The sequence below is a fragment of the Spirosoma montaniterrae genome, assembly GCF_001988955.1.
Taxonomy (GTDB): Bacteria; Bacteroidota; Bacteroidia; order Cytophagales; family Spirosomataceae; genus Spirosoma; species Spirosoma montaniterrae.
This window is the reverse complement of the sequence record NZ_CP014263.1, coordinates 3,169,117-3,190,104: the sequence shown is the minus strand read 5'-3', so window position 1 is coordinate 3,190,104 and position 20,988 is coordinate 3,169,117. Positions and strand designations below refer to the sequence as shown.

Below are 20,988 nucleotides of genomic sequence, written 5' to 3'. Positions count from 1 at the left end.
ACGTTTGTTTGGCCGTTGCAACCGGGTTTTTCGTCTATGAACAAAGCGTTGGGCAGATGCCCATTCACTACGACCCGGCCAAGCGCGATTTGTATTTCTTTCTGTCGATTATGGGGCAAATTATTGTGCTGTTTTTTATAACGCTGGCGTTTAACGACGAGAAAAACCGGGCCATCAACGGCTTGATTCAAAAGAACGATGAACTGGTTCTGGTTCAGAATCAGCTTATTCAGCAGGAAAAAATGGCGGGACTGGGCGAATTAACGGCAGGCATCGCCCACGAAATTCAAAACCCACTCAACTTCGTCAATAACTTTGCCGATGTCAGTACCGAACTGGTTCAGGAGCTGAAAGAAGGGCCGCTAACGAAGCTCTCCGATGCTGACAGGGAGTACGCCGACGAAATAATGAACGACCTGACGCAGAACCTGCAAAAGGTTGTGTACCACGGCAAGCGGGCGTCGGGTATCGTAAAAAGTATGCTCGAACACAGCCGCATGAGCGCGGGCGAATGGCAACTAACCAACGTAAACGCGCTCTGCGACGAGTATATCCGGCTGGCGTATCATGGCCTGCGAGCTAAAGACAAGTTATTCAATGCTACGCTGAAAACAGATTTCGATGCCAGGTTGCCTGCCGTAAACATGGTGCCGCAGGATATAGGCCGGGTGCTGCTCAACCTCTTCAACAACGCCTTTTACGCCGTGCAGAAACGACAGCAAAGAGCCACCCATGCCCGTAATACCTTTCCATACGCGCCAACAGTATCGGTTAGCACAAAGTATCTGACACAGAAAGGCATGCCAGACCGAATCGAAATTCGCGTTCGCGACAACGGACTTGGCATTTCAGACGCCGTGAAAGAAAAGATTTTTCAGCCGTTCTTCACCACCAAACCCACGGGCGAAGGCACGGGACTGGGCTTATCGCTCAGTTACGACATTGTAACCAAAGGCCACAACGGGCAGATCTGGGTAGAAAGTACCGAAGGGCAAGGGGCCGATTTTATTATTACCTTACCCGCAACTAATTGAATGCCCAATGATTCATGTTCGGAACGTAGTGAAACGCTACGGAACCACTACGGTAGTTGATCGTGTGTCGTTCAGCGTAGCGCGGGGCGAAACGCTGGTGCTGCTCGGTACGAGCGGTTCGGGCAAAACTACGACGCTGAAAATGCTGAACCGGCTCATCGAACCTGACGACGGACAGATCAGCCTCGACGGAATCGACGTGCAGCAACAGGATGCACCCAACCTGCGCCGACGCATCGGTTATGTGATTCAGGACGGCGGCCTGTTTCCGCATTATACCGTAGCCGAGGCCATTGCCACTGTGCCAACGCTGCTCGGCTGGGAGACCGACGCCATTCGTGCCCGTACCCATGAACTGATCGATAAGCTGCAACTGCCTGCGTCGGTACTAACCCGCTACCCTGCCAACCTGAGTGGGGGGCAGCGGCAGCGCGTAGGCGTGGCACGAGCCTTAGCTGCCCGCCCGCCGGTAGTGCTGATGGACGAACCGTTTGGCGCACTCGACCCCTTCACGCGAAAGCACGTCCGGCGCGAACTCTTCAGCCTGAGCGAGTTGCAGGAAACTACCGTTGTCCTCGTTACGCACGACGTAACCGAAGCCCGCGAACTGGCCGACCGCATTGCGCTCATGGACGGGGGGCGCATCGTTCAGATTGGAACCCCGGAGGAGTTGATGAGCAAGCCGGTAAATGAATTTGTACGAGACTTTCTGGAGGTATAAGAATGCTTGATTTCATTCGACAAAACGCTGATAAACTGCTTGAGCAAACGCTGACACACGTTGGGCTAACGTTTGTCTCGCTGTTACTGGCTTTAGTTGCGGGTGTGCCGCTGGGTATTCTCATTGCCCGGCAAAAACGGCTGGCATCGGGTGTGCTGGGTGTAGCGGGCGTGCTGCAAACGGTGCCGAGCGTGGCCCTGCTGGGGTTTCTGATTCCGTTGCTTGGCATTGGCGTCGGCCCGGCGTTGGTAGCGTTGTTTCTGTATGCATTGCTGCCCATCATCCGCAACACCTACGTGGGCATTACGGAAGTAAGTGCGTCGGTAACAGAAGCTGCGCGGGGCGTTGGTATGACGAATCGGCAGGTATTGATGAAAGTAGAATTGCCATTGGCGTTGCCGGTAATTTTTGCGGGCGTTCGCACGGCGGCAGTCATCAACGTAGGTGTGGCAACGCTGGCCGCTTATGTGGCGGCTGGTGGTTTGGGTGAATTTATTTTTGGCGGTATTGCGCTCAGTAATACCAATATGATGCTGGCCGGAGCCATTCCGGCGGCACTGCTGGCGGTGGGCTTCGATTTGGGCCTGGCGCGTTTACAGACGCTTTCGGGCCGAAAAATGCGCGTTGGGGCCTTACTTTTTGTGGCATTACTGCCGCTGCTGTCGGCGTTTTATTTAGTGCCAATCAGCCGGTCTGATAAACTAATTGCTGGCTTCGCACATGAATTTTACGGACGGGCCGATGGCTATCCTGGTTTGCAGAAAACATACGGTCTCACACTGCGCCCGCGCCTGATCGACCAAAGCCTGATGTATGAAGCTATTCACCGTGAGCAGGTTGATATCATCAGCGGTTACTCGACCGATGGCCGCATCCGGGCTTTCAACCTGGTTGTGCTTGCCGACGACCGCCATGCCTTCCCACCCTACGATGCGGCTCCCATAGTACGAAAAGCCGCACTAACGCGGCATCCCGACCTTGGCCCTACGCTCGATCTGTTGGCCGGAAAACTAACCGATTCGGTGATGACGGCCCTAAATTACGAGGCTGATTATCTGCGCCATTCGCCCGAACGGGTGGCTGCTGATTTTCTGAGACGAACGGGGCTATATAAACGTCCCGCACCCGGCGAACGGACCGAGACTGTGGTGATAGGATCGAAGGTGTTTACGGAGCAATATATTCTGTCTGAAATCTACCGGCAATTGCTGGAAGGACATACGCGGCTGCGGGTGGTAACGAAAACCGGGCTGGGCGGCACCCAAATCTGCTTCGATGCCCTCCGCACAGGGGCCATTGACGTCTATCCCGAATATACCGGCACGGGGTTGCTGGTGATTCTGCAACCTACGGCGGCTAAGCTCAAAACCTTGTCTATGCAATCAGATTTGGTATTTCGGTTTGTTCGGCAGGAATTTGCCCGGCAATACGGATTAGTTTGGCAACGACCGCTGGGCTTCAGCAACAGCTACTGCCTGATGATGCGCCGAACACAGGCTCAACAACTGAATCTGCGTTCGATCAGCGATTTAGCGAGATACCAGCAGGATTGACACTCTCCCGCCTAAAGGCTGGGAGATTCTTGGCTCAATGATAAACTACCGTTCCTCTCCCCAAGCGTAGATTCGGCACTGTCCATGCCTATTAAGTTTTGCTTCTGAAACGCAAACCGAACGATGTTGTTAGCCGCCAAAATATCCCTGTCATGTGTCACACCACAACGGCTACACGTCCACACCCGGTCTTTCAGAGTCAGGCTGTGGTTTATGGTGCCACACGTACAGAGCTTGCTTGATGGCTCAAACCGTCCGATTCTGACAAGGTTTTTACCCTGCCAGTCGCATTTGTATTCGAGCATGGAAACGAAACTACCCCAACTTACGTCCGCAATGGCACGGCTAAGTCGGCTGTTCTTCATCATGCCCGATATGTTCAGGTTCTCCACGCAGACCGTACCGTACCGCTTGGTTATTGCCGTACTGGTCTTGTGGAGAAAGTCGTTGCGCTGGTTAGTTACGCGCTCATGCTGGCGGGCGAGTCTGATTTTGGACTTATTTCTGTTGCTACTGCCTTTCTGCTTTTTGCTGTGCTGGCGGGAAAGCCGACGCAGTTTTTTGAGCGACTTCTTTAAGAAACGTGGGTTGGCAATTACTTCGCCGGTTGAGAGGGTAGCAAAGTATTTCAGGCCAACATCAATGCCCACCGCAGTAGTCGGATTAGGTGCTGACTTCACCAGTACAACGTCGTCTGTTTCAACCAGCACCGACGCAAAGACTTTTCCCGTGGCCGACTTCGCTACCGTCACGGTCTTGATAGTACCCGTGAACTCCCGGCTGAATACAACGTTGATCCTGCCGATTTTGGGAAGTTGCAACGTGCCGGCTGCAAAATCAACCTTGCAGTTCTGGGGACACTGGAAACTATGCCGGTTGTCTTTCTTCGACTTGAAGCGGGGAAACCCTTTCTTTTCCCGAAAAAAGCGGGTGTACGCCGAATCTAAATGCCGGAGTGATGCCTGCAATGCCTGTGCGTTAATCTCGCCTAACCACGTTAATTCCGTTTTCAGGCGGGTTAACTGCTTATCCAACTCAAAGCGGCTAACGGTTTTTGATTCAAGCTGATAGGCATTGGTCTTGATGCCTAACGCCCAATTATACACATAACGCACACTGCCAAAATGCTTGTTAAGCAACTCGGTTTGTGTAGCGTTCGGGTATAGCCGGTAGTGATAGGCTTTTAACATGGGCCAAAGTTACGCAAATTTTTAACATTAACAATAGAAAATGTTAGAAGTTAACAGACCTTAGCCTACGGCTATCGCTTATATCCCCCGGCTAAAGCACGGGGGCTTTACGCTCTTTTTTCGTAAATGCTATTACCAATACAGCACTTTGTACTTCACTGCTCCGTACAGCCGCCAGTAGACCGACACAAATGGCGTGGCTAATCCGGTCAGTATCGCGTGTTTAATGGTGCGCCAGTCCAAACGCCCATCGGGCAGGAATCGCAGAATCAGGTCGGCTGATAAGGTTGCCCACGTGCCTACCCCAAGCGTTATGGCCGGTACAGAGCCCGCCAACAAACCTATCAAAGCCATCAGCACACTCAGTACGCAGACATAATATTGTAGAACCAATCCCCGGTAGTTGGGCATTCGTTCCCGGAACAGATCGGGATGACGCTTGTAGAGCAGGGCATCGTAGCTATTTCGGCGTTCGGCATAAATAGGCGCGTACCAGGGGCTTTCGGGAATGGGGTGCAGCACCACGGCTTCGGGGCACTTGCCAACCGGAATACCCGCCTGAATCAGCTTAAATCGAAAATCGTTGTCGTCGTCCCAGGCTACATCGAAGGCTTCCTCAAAACCACCCACGCGCTCCAGCACCGATTTGCGGCAGAAACAATTGGCGGTAACAAACTCCGCTGTTTCGAGCAACGCCAGCGTGCGGTCGTGAATGGGGGTATCGCTGGGGTTATTAAAACGCAGTTGGCCGGTCACAACCTGTGCCCCGCGCTGAAAACAAACCAATGCCGATGGAAGCCAGTTCGGTTGTGGCAGGCAGTCGTCATCAGTAAAGGCTACCACCCGCCCGCGAGCGGCCCGCCAGCCCCGGTTTCGGGCCGCAGCCGGGCCACGTCGGGTAGGCTGACCGAGGTAGCGTACTTCGAGCGGGCTACCCGACCGGGCAATCTGACGCGCAAATAACTGCACCGCCGTCTCGGTTTCGGGCGAGTGGGCGTCGTCAACCACAATAATTTCAAACTGGTCGCGGGCAAGAAGCTGCCGTCCCAGCGCATCCAAACATTTGAGGAGTAGAGCCGGTCGCTGATACGTTGGAATCACGACCGAAAATTCTGGTATCATAGTGGAAGTTGGTAAAGGCATTTATGCGTAATTCGTTGGCAAAACTTGCGCCAACGTTACGCATCATCTGAAAAATCAGGAAAAATCTTTCAGATGGCCGTTTTGGAGCCAGTTTTGTCGTCCAAAGTCACTATACATTTGCAAACGTATTAACGCCTATCATGTTTCGTACCGCATTAATTACCGGAGCTACGTCGGGTATTGGACGGGCCACCGCCGATGCTTTTGCCGATATGGAGTACCGTCTTATCCTCTGTGGTCGTCGGGAAGACCGGCTTCAGGAACTACAACAGAAGCTTGGCACGAAAACTGCCGTTACCACACTCCTGTTCGACGTGCGTGACCGCGAAGCCGTTGAAACAGCTATTAATTCGCTGCCTGCCGACTGGCAAACAATTGATATTCTGGTCAATAACGCCGGTAATGCTCACGGCCTGAGCGCGATTCAGGATGGCGACGTGGCCGACTGGGATCAGATGATCGACGGCAATGTGCAGGGGTTGCTGTATGTTTCGAGGGCTGTGATAGCGGGCATGGTGGCGCGGCAGCGCGGGCATATTATAAACATCAGTTCGATAGCTGGCAAACAAACCTACGCCAACGGGGCTGTGTACTGCGCCAGTAAAGCCGCCGTAGAAGCACTCAGCACCGGTATGCGGCTCGACCTCACCCAGCACGGCATTAAAGTGACGAATATTGCACCCGGCGCGGTCGAAACCGAGTTTTCGGCGGTGCGTTTCAAAGGCGATACTGAGCGGGCCGCCAAAGTCTACGAAGGCTTTACGCCACTCGAAGCCACCGACATTGCCGATGCCATCGTGTATGCCGTGACGGCCCCCGCCCATGTTACCATTGCCGACCTGACGATCTTAGCCAGCGCACAGGCTGCTGCAACAACCATTGTTCGGAAATAGAGCGTGATGCCGAATGTGGCATCTACCGTGTGTTAACAATGAGAAACAGCTACCATTTCCTGGTGATCTGTCTGGCAATGCTGCTGCTACTGTCGGGGTGCCGGGTATCGTCGCCGACGAGTACGCTCAATCCGGGATACTATCGAGTACTACGTTCGCCAGAATCAGATTTGCCCCGGCGCGTATATGTTATCGACACTGCCGACAGCCTGAAACTGTTGATACCCGGAACGGGCCAACAGCGTATCGTTTCGGCAAAAGCAGCACAGAACTGGGCCTTTTACAGCCCCAAAATCGACATCGACGTGTTTACGCTGCCGTTTAAGGTTCGTCCGGCGCGGTCGGGTTTGCCGCCCCAGCTAAACTCAAATTTCAACGCGGCCCTGTATGCTGGTCGGCGGCTCGATTTTCATCGGTACACCTATCAGCCCGTTACACCTTCGTTCGGCGTTCGCAAACTTCGTAGTCAGGGCTTCGGCTATGGCCTGTTTGCCGGTATTGGTTCGGCAACCATCAACGAACTGGTAACAAATAAGCAAATCAACTACACCTATGAAGGGGTAATTCTTGATGTTGGTATTGCTGCCATCTACGACGCGCACATCTTCAACATTGGCCTGGCCGTGGGCGTCGATAATCTGATGGACCCCAACCGCCGGGTCTGGCTGTACCAGCGTCAGCCGTGGTTCGGCGTGCTGTTCGGGCTGAACCTGAATTGATTACCCGCAAACGTCGGATAGGTATGCAGGGGCACGCACTAATAATCGACCTCCAGATTCAGCACTTTACGGAGTTCGTGCAGGGCCGGGTTTTTTTCGGCCAGATAATTGTATTTATCCTGCGGGCTGTAAATCATTTTCTTCACCTCCTGTAGCCGCACCTCGTGTTCGACCTGAATCTGGCTATTCTGCAACTGATTGCGCAGATACCCCACCAACTCGACCTTAAACTCAGTCAAAATACCGGGTTGCAGCGTGTTGTCAAGCGTCAGAAATACCGTAGTACCGTTCAGTACAAGGTCGCGGTTCAGAATCAACTGCTCACTGGCCGAATCGGTCTGCTGTTGCCGTAGTCGGGCAAATTCAACCCATGCTGTCTGTAACTGCTCGAAGCTGAACGATTTGTCGGGCCGGGCAGGAGCGGCTACTTCCTCAACAATCTCGGCAATAGACTGCGTAGAACCTGCATGTAGCGAAACCGTTGAGCGTAGGCGGCTACTGGCCGGGCGCGTAGGCGGGGCGGCTTTTGATGGTGGTGCGGCAACGGGTACGGTCGCAACCACCGTAGCAGTGCCATTCGTTGGGTGGCCGTTGGTGGCCGGGGTTGGGAGGTGTCCATTCCCATTCCTGGCGACAGACGTTGGCTGATACCCGGCTGCGGGTTCGCTCGTTACAAAGTGCTGCTCAGTCAGGCCGTTATCGGGCGATGGCTTTTTTTTTTCGGCCACCTCCCCGTGAACATTACCATCAGTACTGTGGATGCCGTTGAGCGGCAGCGTGTTGGGCAGATTTTCCCAGTCGAGCAGGTTACGCAGGCTGGCTACTTTCATCAGCCACAGTTCGGTATGCAGCCGCTGGTCTTTTGCCTGCTTGTAGTTCATGTCGCACTGACCGCCCAAACTAAGAGCCGATAACAAAAACGACATCGGTGCCCGCGCCGATTGGTCGAGGTATTGCCGCCGAACGTTCTCTGTTACCTGCAACAACTGCACCGTTGCAGCATCTTTACAGACCAGCAAATCGCGAAAATGGCGGCAAAGACCCACCACAAACTGGTGCCCGTCGAAGCCTTTGCGCAGAATCTCGTCGACCGTCAGCAGGCTTTGTGGCAGGTTGCCCGCCAGCAGTAGGTCGGTCAGTTTAAAGTAATAATCGTAGTCGAGAATATGCAGATTATCCAGCACTTCCTTGTATCGTAGCACCCGGTCGGTGGCAAAAGTCACGTTCAGGTCGAACATGCTGAGCGCGTCGCGCAGCCCGCCGTCGGCTTTCTGAGCAATGAGGTCGAGGGCTTCGGTTTCGGCGGTAATGCCTTCGTTCTGAGCAATTTTAGCCAAATGGCCCGCAATATGCCCCGGCTGAATCCGGTTGAAGTCGAAAATCTGGCAACGTGACAGAATCGTAGGCAGAATTTTGTGCTTCTCAGTGGTCGCCAGAATAAAAATGGCGTAACTGGGCGGTTCTTCCAGCGTTTTCAGAAAGGCGTTGAAAGCTGCCGACGAGAGCATATGCACCTCGTCGATAATATAAATCTTGTATTTGCCCGACTGGGGCGGGTAGCGCACCTGATCAATCAGGTTTCGGATGTCTTCGACCGAGTTGTTGGAAGCCGCATCGAGTTCATGAATATTGAACGATGCATTCTGACTGAAACTTACACACGACTCACATTGGTCGCAGGCTTCGCCATCGGGTGTCAGGTTTTGGCAGTTGATCGTCTTCGCCAGAATCCGGGCGCAGGTGGTTTTTCCGACTCCGCGCGGCCCACAAAACAAAAACGCCGACGCTAAGTGATTGGTTTTGATAGCGTTCTTAAGCGTAGTCGTAATATGTTCCTGCCCAACAACCGTGTCGAACGTAGCAGGGCGGTACTTGCGGGCCGAAACCACGAAATTTTCCATACCGCAAGTTAGCGGGTCAGGCCCGGAAAGGCAAACGAAGCCGGGTGGGTTTATTTATTTGCTTACAATAGAGTAGGTAGCCGTGTTTACAAGCTTTATCAATTTGTAACAATGTCGGATTTGCGACGTTATAGAACTATACAATGAAATTAAATTGCTTTTTTTATCACATACCCCACCCCAACCCCTCCCCGTTAGGGAGGGACTAAAACCATCCGGCTTAATAAGCCCCTCCCTAACGGGGAGGGGTTGGGGTGGGGTGCCATTTTACTCAACGATTTATGAAAAAACCGATACCGTCCTGCCTGCGTGGGAAACCAATCGTCGGCTTCCTGCTATTTTTTCTCACTACCCTCACCGCGCTGGCCGACGTACCCGTTTCGGGCGTAGTGCGCGACGAAAAAAACCAGCCATTGCCGGGCGTTAGTGTTGTGATCAAAGGGACGCAGCGCGGCACCACCACCGACCCGAACGGACGTTTCCAGATCACCGTACCCGATCAGAGTAGCATCCTCCAGGTTTCGTATATCGGCTACGTCACTCAGGAGGTGGCCGTAGGCAATCGTTCCGAACTAACCATCACGCTGGTCGAAGACAGTAAATCGCTCAATGAAGTAGTAGTAATTGGTTATGGCACCCAGAAAAAAAGCGACCTCACGGGGGCCGTTTCAACCGTAACGGCAAAAGATATTGGCCGGTTGCCGCTGGCAGGTATCGATCAGGCGTTGCAGGGTAAAGCCGCTGGCGTACGCGTGACGCAATCGTCGGGCGCGCCAGGCGAAGGCGTGGCTGTACGCATCCGGGGCGTTGGTACGATTAATGACAACAGTCCCTTGTTCATTGTCGATGGCGTTCCAACCAAGGACGCGTTCAGCATTCTGACACCCGCCGATATTGAAACCATGTCGGTGCTGAAAGATGCGTCGTCGGCGGCTATCTACGGAGCGCGGGCCGCCAACGGTGTAATTGTTGTTACCACCAAGCGCGGGCAAACGGGCGCACCGCGCATCACATTCAATAGTTATACCGGGCTGCAACAGGCAAGCCGACTGATCCCGATGGCGAACACGGCGCAGTACGTTGAAATTTACAACGAAGCCGCCAATACCGATAACGCCGAGCTCGCCGACCCAACGCTGTTCCGTAAACTTATTACCGACGACCCCAGCCAACTGCCCAACACCGACTGGCAACGGGCCATTTTCCGCACGGCACCCATTCAGAACTACCAGCTTAGTTTCAGTGGCGGCACCGAGCGGTCGCATTACCTGATTTCGGGTAATTATTTCGAGCAGCAGGGTATTGTGCTCAACTCCGGCTACAAACGCTACGCCCTCCGCACCAGCGTTGATACCGACATGGGCGGAAAGGTGAAAGTGGGTACAAACCTGAATCTTACGTTTTCGACGCGCAACATCGTGGGCAGTTCGGGCGATGGATTTGGTGGCAACGGTGGCAGCATTGTTCGCTACGCGCTGTTTCGCGCACCGGCTATTGCCATTACTGACCCCGCCACCGGCGACTACATCGATCTCCCCGCCCGCCCTGATCTCTATGGCGATGGCTACAACCCTGTTGCATTAGCGTTGAAACAGGACAATAAAGAGCGGCAATACCGGGCATTCGGCAACCTCTTCGGCGAGTGGCAGATTCTGGAAGGATTACGGTTTCGTACCGATGGCGGGCTTGATCTACAGTTCGTTAATCAGAAACGATTCAACGAAAACTGGGGTACTAATAGCCGTATCAACAGCCCGGCCACGCTCAGCAACCGCATCAGTACACTCAGTAACCTGAACTGGAACAATACGCTGACCTACACCCGCACATTTGGTGGCAAGCACGACGTATCGGTGTTGGTCGGCACCGAGGCCATTCAGAACATTGGCCGCGATTTGGTTGGCTCCGACCGTAATTTCATCGACCAGTCGCCAAACCTGCGCTTTCTCGGTGTAGGCAATGATCCGCTCGGTCGGCAGGCGTCGGAAGGCGATCAGCGGTGGAAACTGTTTTCGCAGTTTGCGCGGGTCAACTACGCCTACCAGAATCGCTATTTGGTCACGGCCAACGTCCGGCGCGATGGTTCGTCGCGGTTTTCACCCCAGAATCGGTACGCCACGTTCCTGTCGGGTTCGGTGGGCTGGAACATCGATCAGGAACAGTTTTTCCAGCGATTCACGAATGTCGTCTCGGCCCTGAAACTGCGGGTCAGTGCGGGGCAGTTGGGCAATCAGGACATCGGTAATTATCCGTATGCGTCTGTTGTGGGTAGCGGGTTCAATTATCCGCTTGGCAACCCGCAGCAAACGCAGAACGGCTACGCTATCGTGGGCCGGGGTAACAGCAATGTGCGCTGGGAATCATCGACCCAAACCGACGTGGGTATCGATGCCAGCTTTCTGCGCAACCGTATCCAGCTAACCGCCGATTATTTCATTAAAACGACGTCTGATATTCTGGTGCCGGTGCCGCTGCCACGTTCGGGCGGTACGTCGGGCGTACCATTCGTAAACGCCGGTCGGGTCGAAAACCGGGGGCTGGAACTTGACCTTATCTACCGCGACCGCAAAGGTGCCGTCAGTTACGACATTACGGCCAATGGCGCGTTTATTCGCAACAAAGTACTGTCGCTCAGCGATGGTCGGCCCATTCCGGGCGGGCGCGTCGACAATGGTATATTTGCCACACTGACCGAGCCGGGCCACCCCATTGGGTCCTTTTACCTGCTGCAACAGGCGGGTATTTTCCAGAACGCCAGCGAGATTTTCACAAGCGCGTTCCAGAGCAACGACGTTCGCCCCGGCGACGTGAAGTTTGCCGATACCAACGGAGATGGCCGCATTACGCAGGACGACCGCGCTCATGTTGGCAGCCCGATTCCAACGCTCACCTACGGCCTGACTGCCAACGCCCAGTGGCGCAACTTCGACCTGTCGGTGTTTTTTCAGGGCGTGTCGGGCAACTCGGTTTTTTATCAGGTCGCCACGGATATCGAAGGGTTTTATCGCTCGTTTAATGTTACGCAGCGGGTTGTGGAGGAGCGTTGGCGGGGCGAAGGCACCAGCAGCACACAGCCGAGGGTGTCGTGGCGGGGGGCTGCCAACAACAAGCAGCCGTCTACCCGTTTTCTGGAAAGCGGTGCTTACACGCGTCTGCGAAACCTGCAAGTGGGTTATACGCTGCCGGGCAAGCTGAGTCAGAAGTTTGGCGCGTCGAGTGTGCGGATGTACGTGGCCGGGCAAAACCTGCTGACGTTCACAAAATACCCCGGCTTAGACCCCGAACAGCATACCAGCGACAATGTCAATGGCGAACAGTTTCGGGGCGACGTAGCCGTTGGCATCGACTGGGGCACGTACCCCGCAGCAAGAACATATATGTTCGGACTGAATGTAGGATTTTGAAAATCACCCCACCCCCGTCCCCTCCCCGTTAGGGAGGGGTGCATAACGCGAAGCTTTTCAGGCTTCACCCCTCCCTAACGGGGAGGGGACGGGGGTGGGGTAAACAATAACGTTATGAGACACATTATATCCACCACAATACTACTTACCCTGCTCACCGCAGCGGGATGCCGCAACTATCTGGATGAGCAATTGCTCGGCACATATTCCGACGGCACATTCTACCAGAACGAGGCCCAGGCTGTGCTGGCAATCAACGCGGCCTACACGCCCCTGACGTTTTCGAGCGACCGAAACCGGTTGTGGGTATTCGGCGACGTAGCTTCCGACGATGCGGCCAAAGGGGGCGACCCCGGCGATCAGGCCGATATTGGGCTGGTCGATAATTTCCAGATTTTTCCGAGCAACGGCGTCATCGAGTCGCAGTGGGGGGAGTTGTATGAAGGTATTGCCCGCTGCAATCAGGTGCTGGCCCGCGTACCGAAAATTAGTAACATTACACCCGCCGTGCAGACCCGGATTTTGGGCGAAGCGCGGTTTCTGCGGGCGTTGTACTACTTCTATTTGGTAAACATCTACGGCCCTGTGCCGCTGCTGCTGGAGACGAAAAATGCCGATCAGTTGCAGATTCCGCAGTCGCCGGTCAACATAATCTATGAGCAGGGTATCGAGCCGGATTTGCAGGAGGCTATCAAAAATCTGCCCGCCAGTCATACGGGCGGCAACATAGGCCGGGCCACCAAAGGAGCCGCCACCGCCCTGCTGGCAAAGGCGTATCTGTTCCAGCAAAAATGGCAGCAGGCCGCTACTACCGCCGGGCAGGTGCAGGCTCTTGGCAATTACGCGCTGCTGCCGGTGTATTCACAGAATTTCAGTCAGGATGCCAAGAACAGTGCCGAAGCTATTTTTTCGGTGCAACACCTCACCGCGCAGGTGCCGTTTACGGGCAATCGGCTGAACCAGTGGTTTGCCCCACGGCCCGGCGAAAATGGCTATTTCTTCAACGTGCCGACGCAAAATTTTGTCGATGAGTTCGAGAAGACGTCGGCGGGTGTGGTCGATCCACGGTTAGATTACACGGTGGGCCGGGCCGGGCGTCTGTGGGTCAACGGCGAAGCGTTCGATCCGTCGTGGTCGCCAACGGGGTATCTGAACAAAAAGCACGTACAGCCGCTGGCCGAGGTGTCGGTAGCTACCAAAGGCGATGGAAATCTGAACTACGTAACCCTACGCTATGCTGAAGTCCTGCTGATTCAGGCCGAAGCACTCAACGAACTGGGACGCACTGCCGAAGCCTTGCCGCTGTTGAATCAGGTTCGCAGACGCGCCCGCGAAAGCTACCTCAACGACCGTAGCCTAAGCGCAACGCCCGCCGTGCCGCCCGGCCTGCTGCCCAACGTAGCGAACGTGAGCCAATCGGCACTGCGCGAGGCCATCCGCCATGAACGGCGCGTAGAACTCGGCTTCGAGTTCCACCGCTACTTCGACGTCATGCGCTACGGTCGCGACTACGCCCAGGCCGCTCTGCGCGACAAACCGCAGTTCAGGTACGAAACGACCCGCTATTTCCCCATCCCGCAAAGCGAACGGGATACCAACAAAGCCCTGCGGTTTTAACTGGTACGCGCACATGCTCGCGCCAGAATCACAATCAAGCAACCAATAAATCAAGTACTCCATATGAAAAACGCACAAATTTCACTCCGTTCACTTCTGTCGAGCCTGTTCGCTATGGTACTGCTGGCGGTGCTGTTTCAGGCGTGTAGCAAAGACGATGGCCCGGTAACGCCCCCGGTCGATAAAACCCGATTGAAAGCCCGGTTAGACAGTGCCACTGCTACCTACACTGCCGCGCAGGAAGGCGTACAGGTAGGTCAGTATGAGGTTGGTTCGCGGGCTGTGTTCAAAACCGCCATCGACGCAGCAACGACGGTAAACACCAACGCCGGTGCAACGCAGTCGGAAGTGAACAACGCTTATGTGAATTTAGGACAGGCGCAGACAACTTTTGCCAGCAAGCAGGTGCAGGAGATTGCCCCGGCTAACTTAGTGTTGTTCCTGAAAATGGACGGAAACGCCAACGACGCATCGGGCAAAGGGCTGAACGGTACGCTGAAACCCGGTGCCACGGGCGTAGGTAGCTGGACCGGCTGGGGCGGCACCAGTACAAATCTACCCGTTGCCACGAAAGACCGATACGGCAACGACAACCGGGCCTATAGTTTCGATAAAGGCGCGAACATTGAAGTGCCGTATAACTCGGTGCTGAACCCCAGTAAAGAACTGACCATTGCTGCCTGGGTACGGCCAACAAAAGTGAACGAAAGCAATTACATCGTTTCGCTGAACCGCTGGAACGGTTATAAATTCCAGCTTCAGAGTGTCAACAAGGTGTTTATGACCGTGAAAACCGCACCTGACAAAATTTTTGATAGAGACAACGAATCGCCTACGCTCGACCTGAACAAATGGTATCATGCCGCTGTGACCTATAAATCGGGCGAGATGGTCTTTTACATTAACGGTACACCCGTGAAAACCTGGACCGACGTAACGGGCGATCCGTTTGCCGTGAAAAGTACCATCAACCTGACCATTGGGCAGGACCTGCCGACTGGTTTGTATCAGTTTAACGAAAAAAACGATGCCGACGGGAACAATTTTCACGGGCCATGGGGCGGCTTCTTCACTGGCGATATTGACGAAGTTCGGATGTACAACGTAGTGCTTGGCGGTACGCAGATTCGGTCGATTTATAACGCCGAGAAACCGTAATGAGAAGGGCTATGACACAGAGATACGCAGAGAAAAGAAGAGATGCACAGAGAATGCTAAAAAAACTCGGTGTGTCTCTGTGCTATCTCGGTGTATCTCTGTGTAATAACCTTTTCTTCTCCGCCTGTCAGCGCAACGACACCACTGATGCGCGGCCAATGACGTTCTGGTGCTCAAACAACGGACCTGAAATTGCCTTTACCAAAGAGTTTGCCGACCGTTGGCAACGCACCCGGCCCGATAAGCCGCTGCGTTATCAGCCTATCCCGGAAGGCCAATCGAGCGAGGAGATAATTCTGGCGTCGGTGGTGGGCAAAACCACGCCCGACATCTACGCCAACATGTGGCAGGGCAGCGTAGAAATGTACGCCAAAGCCGGTGTGCTGGTGCCGCTCGACACGATTCCGGGCTTCCGGGCATTCATAACGGCCCGCTGCGACAGTGCCGTACTGCGCGAAATCACCTCGTCTGATGGGCATATCTATCAGGTGCCGTGGAAAGTGAACCCGATTATGACGCTCTGCAACACGAATATAGTCAGACCCGGCACGGGCGAAGGGCCACCGTACACCTACGGGCGTTACCTGCGGGCAGGCGAGGCCGTGAAGCAAGACCGCGATAGCGACGGCTATGTAGACCGGTGGTTAGGCTATACCGAAGTGAAGGCAATCTGGTATCAGCGGCTGTTCAATTTCTATCCGTTATATCTGGCTGCGTCGAACGGGGCACCGCTCGTTCAGAACAATCGGGCGGCTTTCAATAACCAGCACGCGATTGGCGTCTTTCGGTTTTTGCAGGAATTGTATCGGAAAAACTACTTCGCCCGCGAACGGCTGTCGGCCACCCGCGACCCGTTTCTCGATGGCCGCATCGCTACCCAGTTTACCGGGCCGTGGCAGGTGAGCTATCTTGAGAAATACAAAGAGTCGGGGCTGGCGTATAACTTCTACCCGATGCCTGTTCCCGATGGTCACACTGGTCCGACATACACCTACGGCGATCCGAAAAACATTGTGGTATTCAACACCTGCCGCGACCCTACAACCGCGTGGGCGTTTATCAAAACACTCATCGATCAGCCGGGCGATTTACGGCTGCTGGAGCTAACGGGGCAGTTTCCGCGTCGGAAACAGTTGGACACCGACCCATTTTTTACGCCGTTTCTGCAACGCAACCCGCGCCTGAAACCCTTCGCCGAACAAACGCGCTACATCAAAGGCGTCGACAACTGCGAGGTGATTGTGGAGGTTTTCGACATCATTTCGCAGGAGTACGAAGCCTGCGTGATTTTCAACAAAAAAACGCCCGAAGCCGCCATTGCCGACGCAGCAAAGGCAGTAGACGTGCTATTGGGGGGTTGAATGATAGAGTGGTTGAATGGTTGAATGATAGAATGATTGAATGGAATAGAAGGAATATTCAACCACTCTATCATTCAACCATTCAACCACTCTATCATTCAATCATTCAGTCATTCAGTCATTCAATATGAAGAAGCTCACGCCCTACCTCCTCGCCAGCCCGTATTTGCTGCATTTTGGCCTGTTTGTGGCGTTTCCAGTGGTGTTTTCGGTGGTGCTGACCTTCCACGACTGGAACATCATTGCCCCGATGCGCTGGGTGGGGCTGGCAAACTACGAGCGGGTGCTGAAAGATCGGCTGTTCTGGCAGGCCATTCTGAACACGCTGCGGTTTCTGGTCGTGCATATTCCACTGCAAATTGCGGTGGCATTGCTGCTGGCCGAGTTGCTGAACCGAACGATTCGGGGGGCGAGTTTTTTCCGGGCGGCTTTCTTTCTGCCCGTGATTGTGTCGGGCGTGGTCGTCACGATTTTGTGGCAGCAATTGCTGGGCTTCAACGCGGGACTGATTAACCGGGTGCTGGTATCGCTGGCCCTGCCGCGCGTGTCGTGGCTCGACGATCCCGACGTGGCGATGTACTCCATCGCGCTCATGGCGACCTGGAAAAACGTGGGTTTATACGTGATTCTGTTTTTAGTGGGCTTGCAATCGGTGCCGGTGGCCTACTACGAAGCGGCTGATTTAGAGGGCGCAACCGAATGGCAAAAGTTCCGGCACATTACGTTACCGATTATCAACCCAACCATTTTCACGGTTGTGGTGCTATCGACCATTGGCGGGTTTTCGCTGTTCATCGAACCGTATATCATGACCGAGGGCGGGCCGCTCAACAGCACCCTTTCGGCAGTGATGTATATTTACAAACAGGCATTTCAATACTACCACATGGGTTATTCGGCCACGCTCGGTTTTTGCTTCGCGCTGATTATTCTGTTCGTGGTAGTGATTCAAAAACGGTATGTGGAACAGGAAAATGGTTGAATGATTGAATGAGTGAGTGGTTAAATGATTGAATGAAGTAGTCAGGTAACGCATCCATTCAACCATTCTATCATTCAACCACTCACTCATTCAATCATTCAACCACTCAAAATCATGAGACTCCTTCGCTACACCCTCCTCACGCTCGCGGCTCTGTCGTTCATCTATCCGTTTATCTGGATGGTGAGCGCGTCGCTGTCGTCGGAGAGTGGGCTGGGCGATCTGGTTCTGCTGCCGCAGGGCTTTACGTGGGCTAACTACGAGACAGTATTTACCAAAATTCCGCTGGGCCGGGCATTTTTAAACAGTGCGTTCGTGGCTGTGCTGACCACAGGTTTAGTGTTGATTTCGGGCGCGATGGTCGGCTACGCGCTCGCCCGGATGCAGTTTGCGGGGCGCAATCTGATTTTTTACCTCATCATTTTCACGATGACGCTGCCGTTTCAGATTACGCTCATTCCCAACTACATTACGATGGTGAAACTTGGCTGGGTCGATACGTATTTTGCGCTGATTGTGCCGTTCGCGCTCAACTCACTGTCGATTTTGCTGTTCCGGCAGGCGTTTCAGAGTTTGCCGCAGGCCCTGATCGACGCGGCACGCATCGATGGGGCGGGGGAGTTGCGCATCATCTTTCAGATTCTGGTGCCTAATGTGCTACCTACGGCTCTAACAATCACCATCCTGACATTCATGGGCTTGTGGAACGAAGCACTCTGGCCGCTCATCGTCATCCGCGACGAACCGACTATGACCCTGCCGCAGTTGGTAACGCTGTTTTCGGTTGGTGGCCGCGCCGAGGGGCAGTTGGGCGTGAAGATTGCCGCTGCCGTGATGCTGGCATTACCAATCATTTTGCTGTACCTATTTTTTCAGAAACACTTCATCCGCAGCATGGCGTCTTCGGGGTTGAAAGATTGAAAATTTATAAGAGGAACACGGATGATACAGATGCTACGGATGAACACAGATTTCCATTTTTCAAATAAACTGTGTTCATCCGTACAATCCGCGTTTCATCAAAATCCGTGTTTATCCGTAGCATCCGTTTAATCTGTGTTCCATTTATGCGACTACTCAGCGTTTTTATTATCATTTTCTCGCTCTCCTGCCGGAAAGACCAACCCGCAGCGCAGACCACCACACCGGCCAATCGGTACGTCAATCTGAGCCATCTCGACCGGCTGTATCAAACCGTAAAACTGCCCAACGGAGCCGACGTCGGCACTGTTGCCATCTACAGCGAAGCCCCCGACTACCGGCTCGTAACCGATGCCGACGAGGGATTTACCTGCGTTGACGATGTTTCGCGGGCCGCTATATTACTGGTTAACGAACCCGACCTTGCCACCAACGCCGACAAGCAGACCAAACTACGCCAGATGACCGAGTTTGTGCTGCAATTGCAGGCCGAAAACGGGTACTTCTATAACTTTCTGTGGCCCGACCGAACGATTAACAAAACCTTCAAAACCAGTGTGGCCGAACCAAACTTCTGGTCGTGGCGGGCATTTTGGCACCTGACGGAGGTGCAGCCATATTTCCAGAAAACGGACCCCGCACTGGCAACGCGCATCGAGCAGGCCAACCAACGGCTGCTAACCGCGATGCTTCGCGATTTTGGCGGCAAACCGCGCGATTTTACATTTATTCGGGGCGTGTCGGTGCCGAAGTGGTTGCCGTTCGGGTCGGGCAGCGATCAGGCGGCTGTAATGCTGCTGGGGTTGCTCAATCGCTATCAGCAAACGCCCTCGGCGGAGGGGCTACGGCTGATGGAGCAATTGGCCGAGGGAATTCTGGCGATGCAATTCGGCGATGCCAATCAGTTTCCACACAGCGCGTTTCTGAGTTTTGAGAACAACTGGCACGCCTACGCGAGTGATCAGGCTTATGCACTGCTACGGGCAGGCAAGGTGTTGAATAAGCCCGCGTGGCAAGCAGCCGCCCGGCGCGAAATCGATAACTTTTACCCGTACCTTATTCAAAGGAATTATCTGGAATCGTTTGCGGTCGAGCAGTCGGGAAGTGCCGTGAAGTTGCTGAACGAGAGCCAGTTTTCGCAAATCGCGTATGGCATTCGCCCTATGATCTGGGCCACGCTCGAAGCGTATGATCAAACCAAAGAGCCGCGTTACGCCGACTTGGCCGCGCAGTTGGCAGGCTGGTTCATGGGCAAAAACCCGGCCAGCACCCCCATGTATGATCGTACTACGGGCCGGGGCTACGATGGCATCGGGCCAAATGGCGTAGTAAACCGCAATTCCGGGGCTGAATCGACCATCGAAAGCCTGTGGGCGTTTCAGCGTTTGGGAACCTACCCCGAAGTAATGAAAAAGGTTGAATGATGGAAAAGATTGAGTGATTGAGTGATTGAATGATTGAATGATTGAATGATTGAATGGTTGAATGGTTGAATTATCGAATCAGACCACTGCGCTCCATTCTATCATTCTATCATTCTATCATTCTATCATTCTATCACTCCATCACTCAATCATTCAACACCTTCCCACAGTGCGGGCATTGGCGGGTGGTGGGCGATTTCCGGTGTGTACGCATGTATTCGTTGAAGCCGGATACCAGAATACTCGTTGGCAGGGCGAATAGCATGATGCCTAATATCGAAGCCAATCCACCAATAAATTTGCCGAGGGGTGTAATCGGGTGAAGGTCGCCGTAACCAACGGTGGTCATGGCACTCGTACCCCACCACATGGTAGCCGGAATGCTACTGAATTTGTCGGGCTGAACCGGGTGTTCGATGTAGTAGACGACGCTCGAAATAATGATAAGCATGAATACCACGAATACCAGCACCAGAATCAACTCCTCTTTTGTGTTGTCGACAACCGCCCGAATCACCCGAACGGCGTGTGAGTATTTGGAGATACGGAACAGTCTGAAAATACGGAATAGCCGCAGAATCCGCACAACTGCCAGATCGGTAGCGAACAGCGTAAAATAGAAAGGGAAAATAGCTAAGAAATCAATAATGGCGGGCGTAGAGAGCATGTATCGTAATCGCCCCCAAAACCAGTGCTGATACCGCTCCTGCTCCACACAAACCCATAAGCGGGCTATGTACTCAATCGTGAAAAACATAACTGAAAATAATTCCAGGTCATAAAACAGGCGGGCAAATCGTTGATTATAAGCCGGAACCGTATTCAGTACAATAGCGATGGCATTAAGCGTGATGATCGTGATCAGCACAACGTTGAACAGAAGGCTAATGCCCCGGCGGTTGCCCGCCGAAGTTTCCAGAATCCGAAAGAGGGTTTTGCGAAAATGCAGCATGGCACAGGGAATTGG

General features: G+C 53.8%; 16 protein-coding genes. 12 read left to right on the top strand and 4 right to left on the bottom strand.

The annotated features are described in order from the left end of the window. Window positions 1-56: 56 nt before the first annotated feature. From AWR27_RS13770 to AWR27_RS13760, 3 genes are read left to right on the top strand one after another with little or no spacing between them, the layout of a single operon-like run. Complete coding sequence (locus AWR27_RS13770; protein ID WP_335695386.1) at window positions 57-1,034, top strand: sensor histidine kinase; 978 nt, start codon at window positions 57-59, stop codon at window positions 1,032-1,034. Between the two features lie 7 nt (window positions 1,035-1,041). Beyond that, window positions 1,042-1,755: an ATP-binding cassette domain-containing protein gene (locus AWR27_RS13765; RefSeq protein WP_077131692.1), complete on the top strand. Its 714-nt coding sequence runs from the start codon at window positions 1,042-1,044 to the stop codon at window positions 1,753-1,755. Between the two features lie 2 nt (window positions 1,756-1,757). Next, window positions 1,758-3,308 (top strand): ABC transporter permease/substrate-binding protein, encoded by a 1,551-nt coding sequence (locus tag AWR27_RS13760; RefSeq protein ID WP_077131691.1) that lies wholly within the window; start codon window positions 1,758-1,760, stop codon window positions 3,306-3,308. Window positions 3,309-3,319: 11 nt separating this feature from the next. Here AWR27_RS13760 and AWR27_RS13755 read toward each other — a convergent pair whose 3' ends face one another. After that, a complete protein-coding gene (locus tag AWR27_RS13755; RefSeq protein ID WP_077131690.1) occupies window positions 3,320-4,498 on the bottom strand; it encodes an RNA-guided endonuclease TnpB family protein in 1,179 nt (392 codons plus the stop codon). Window positions 4,499-4,630: 132 nt separating this feature from the next. Next, window positions 4,631-5,620 (bottom strand): glycosyltransferase family 2 protein, encoded by a 990-nt coding sequence (locus AWR27_RS13750; RefSeq protein ID WP_077131689.1) that lies wholly within the window; start codon window positions 5,618-5,620, stop codon window positions 4,631-4,633. 161 nt (window positions 5,621-5,781) lie between these two features. Here AWR27_RS13750 and AWR27_RS13745 point away from each other — a divergent pair, with 161 nt between their 5' ends. Both AWR27_RS13745 and AWR27_RS13740 read left to right on the top strand, forming a co-directional pair. Further along, the gene (locus AWR27_RS13745) at window positions 5,782-6,534 is read left to right on the top strand and encodes an SDR family NAD(P)-dependent oxidoreductase (RefSeq protein WP_077131688.1); all 753 of its coding nucleotides are present in this window, start codon (window positions 5,782-5,784) and stop codon (window positions 6,532-6,534) included. A gap of 38 nt (window positions 6,535-6,572) precedes the next feature. Continuing rightward, window positions 6,573-7,253: a hypothetical protein gene (locus AWR27_RS13740; protein WP_157579212.1), complete on the top strand. Its 681-nt coding sequence runs from the start codon at window positions 6,573-6,575 to the stop codon at window positions 7,251-7,253. 38 nt (window positions 7,254-7,291) lie between these two features. Here the strand turns inward: AWR27_RS13740 and AWR27_RS13735 are convergent, their stop codons facing one another. After that, window positions 7,292-9,154: a DNA polymerase III subunit gamma/tau gene (locus tag AWR27_RS13735; RefSeq protein ID WP_077131686.1), complete on the bottom strand. Its 1,863-nt coding sequence runs from the start codon at window positions 9,152-9,154 to the stop codon at window positions 7,292-7,294. 281 nt (window positions 9,155-9,435) lie between these two features. Between AWR27_RS13735 and AWR27_RS13730 the strand changes: the two genes are divergently transcribed. The 7 genes from AWR27_RS13730 (at window position 9,436) to AWR27_RS13700 (ending at window position 20,021) form a co-directional block, all read left to right on the top strand. Beyond that, the gene (locus AWR27_RS13730) at window positions 9,436-12,558 is read left to right on the top strand and encodes a SusC/RagA family TonB-linked outer membrane protein (protein WP_077131685.1); all 3,123 of its coding nucleotides are present in this window, start codon (window positions 9,436-9,438) and stop codon (window positions 12,556-12,558) included. A 114-nt stretch (window positions 12,559-12,672) separates the two neighbouring features. After that, entirely contained in the window at window positions 12,673-14,175 is a 1,503-nt protein-coding gene (locus AWR27_RS13725; RefSeq protein ID WP_077131684.1) for a RagB/SusD family nutrient uptake outer membrane protein, read from the top strand. Between the two features lie 63 nt (window positions 14,176-14,238). Then, on the top strand, window positions 14,239-15,333 hold the full coding sequence (locus tag AWR27_RS13720) for a LamG domain-containing protein (RefSeq protein WP_077131683.1): 1,095 nt from the start codon (window positions 14,239-14,241) through the stop codon (window positions 15,331-15,333). 53 nt (window positions 15,334-15,386) lie between these two features. Further along, window positions 15,387-16,694: an extracellular solute-binding protein gene (locus AWR27_RS13715; protein ID WP_232325831.1), complete on the top strand. Its 1,308-nt coding sequence runs from the start codon at window positions 15,387-15,389 to the stop codon at window positions 16,692-16,694. A 127-nt stretch (window positions 16,695-16,821) separates the two neighbouring features. Continuing rightward, entirely contained in the window at window positions 16,822-17,676 is an 855-nt protein-coding gene (locus AWR27_RS13710; RefSeq protein ID WP_077131682.1) for a carbohydrate ABC transporter permease, read from the top strand. Window positions 17,677-17,790: 114 nt separating this feature from the next. Continuing rightward, window positions 17,791-18,597 (top strand): carbohydrate ABC transporter permease, encoded by an 807-nt coding sequence (locus tag AWR27_RS13705; RefSeq protein ID WP_232325830.1) that lies wholly within the window; start codon window positions 17,791-17,793, stop codon window positions 18,595-18,597. 146 nt (window positions 18,598-18,743) lie between these two features. Next, a complete protein-coding gene (locus tag AWR27_RS13700; protein WP_077131680.1) occupies window positions 18,744-20,021 on the top strand; it encodes a glycoside hydrolase family protein in 1,278 nt (425 codons plus the stop codon). Window positions 20,022-20,166: 145 nt separating this feature from the next. Here the strand turns inward: AWR27_RS13700 and AWR27_RS13695 are convergent, their stop codons facing one another. After that, window positions 20,167-20,973: an ion transporter gene (locus AWR27_RS13695; protein ID WP_077131679.1), complete on the bottom strand. Its 807-nt coding sequence runs from the start codon at window positions 20,971-20,973 to the stop codon at window positions 20,167-20,169. Window positions 20,974-20,988 lie beyond the last annotated feature (15 nt).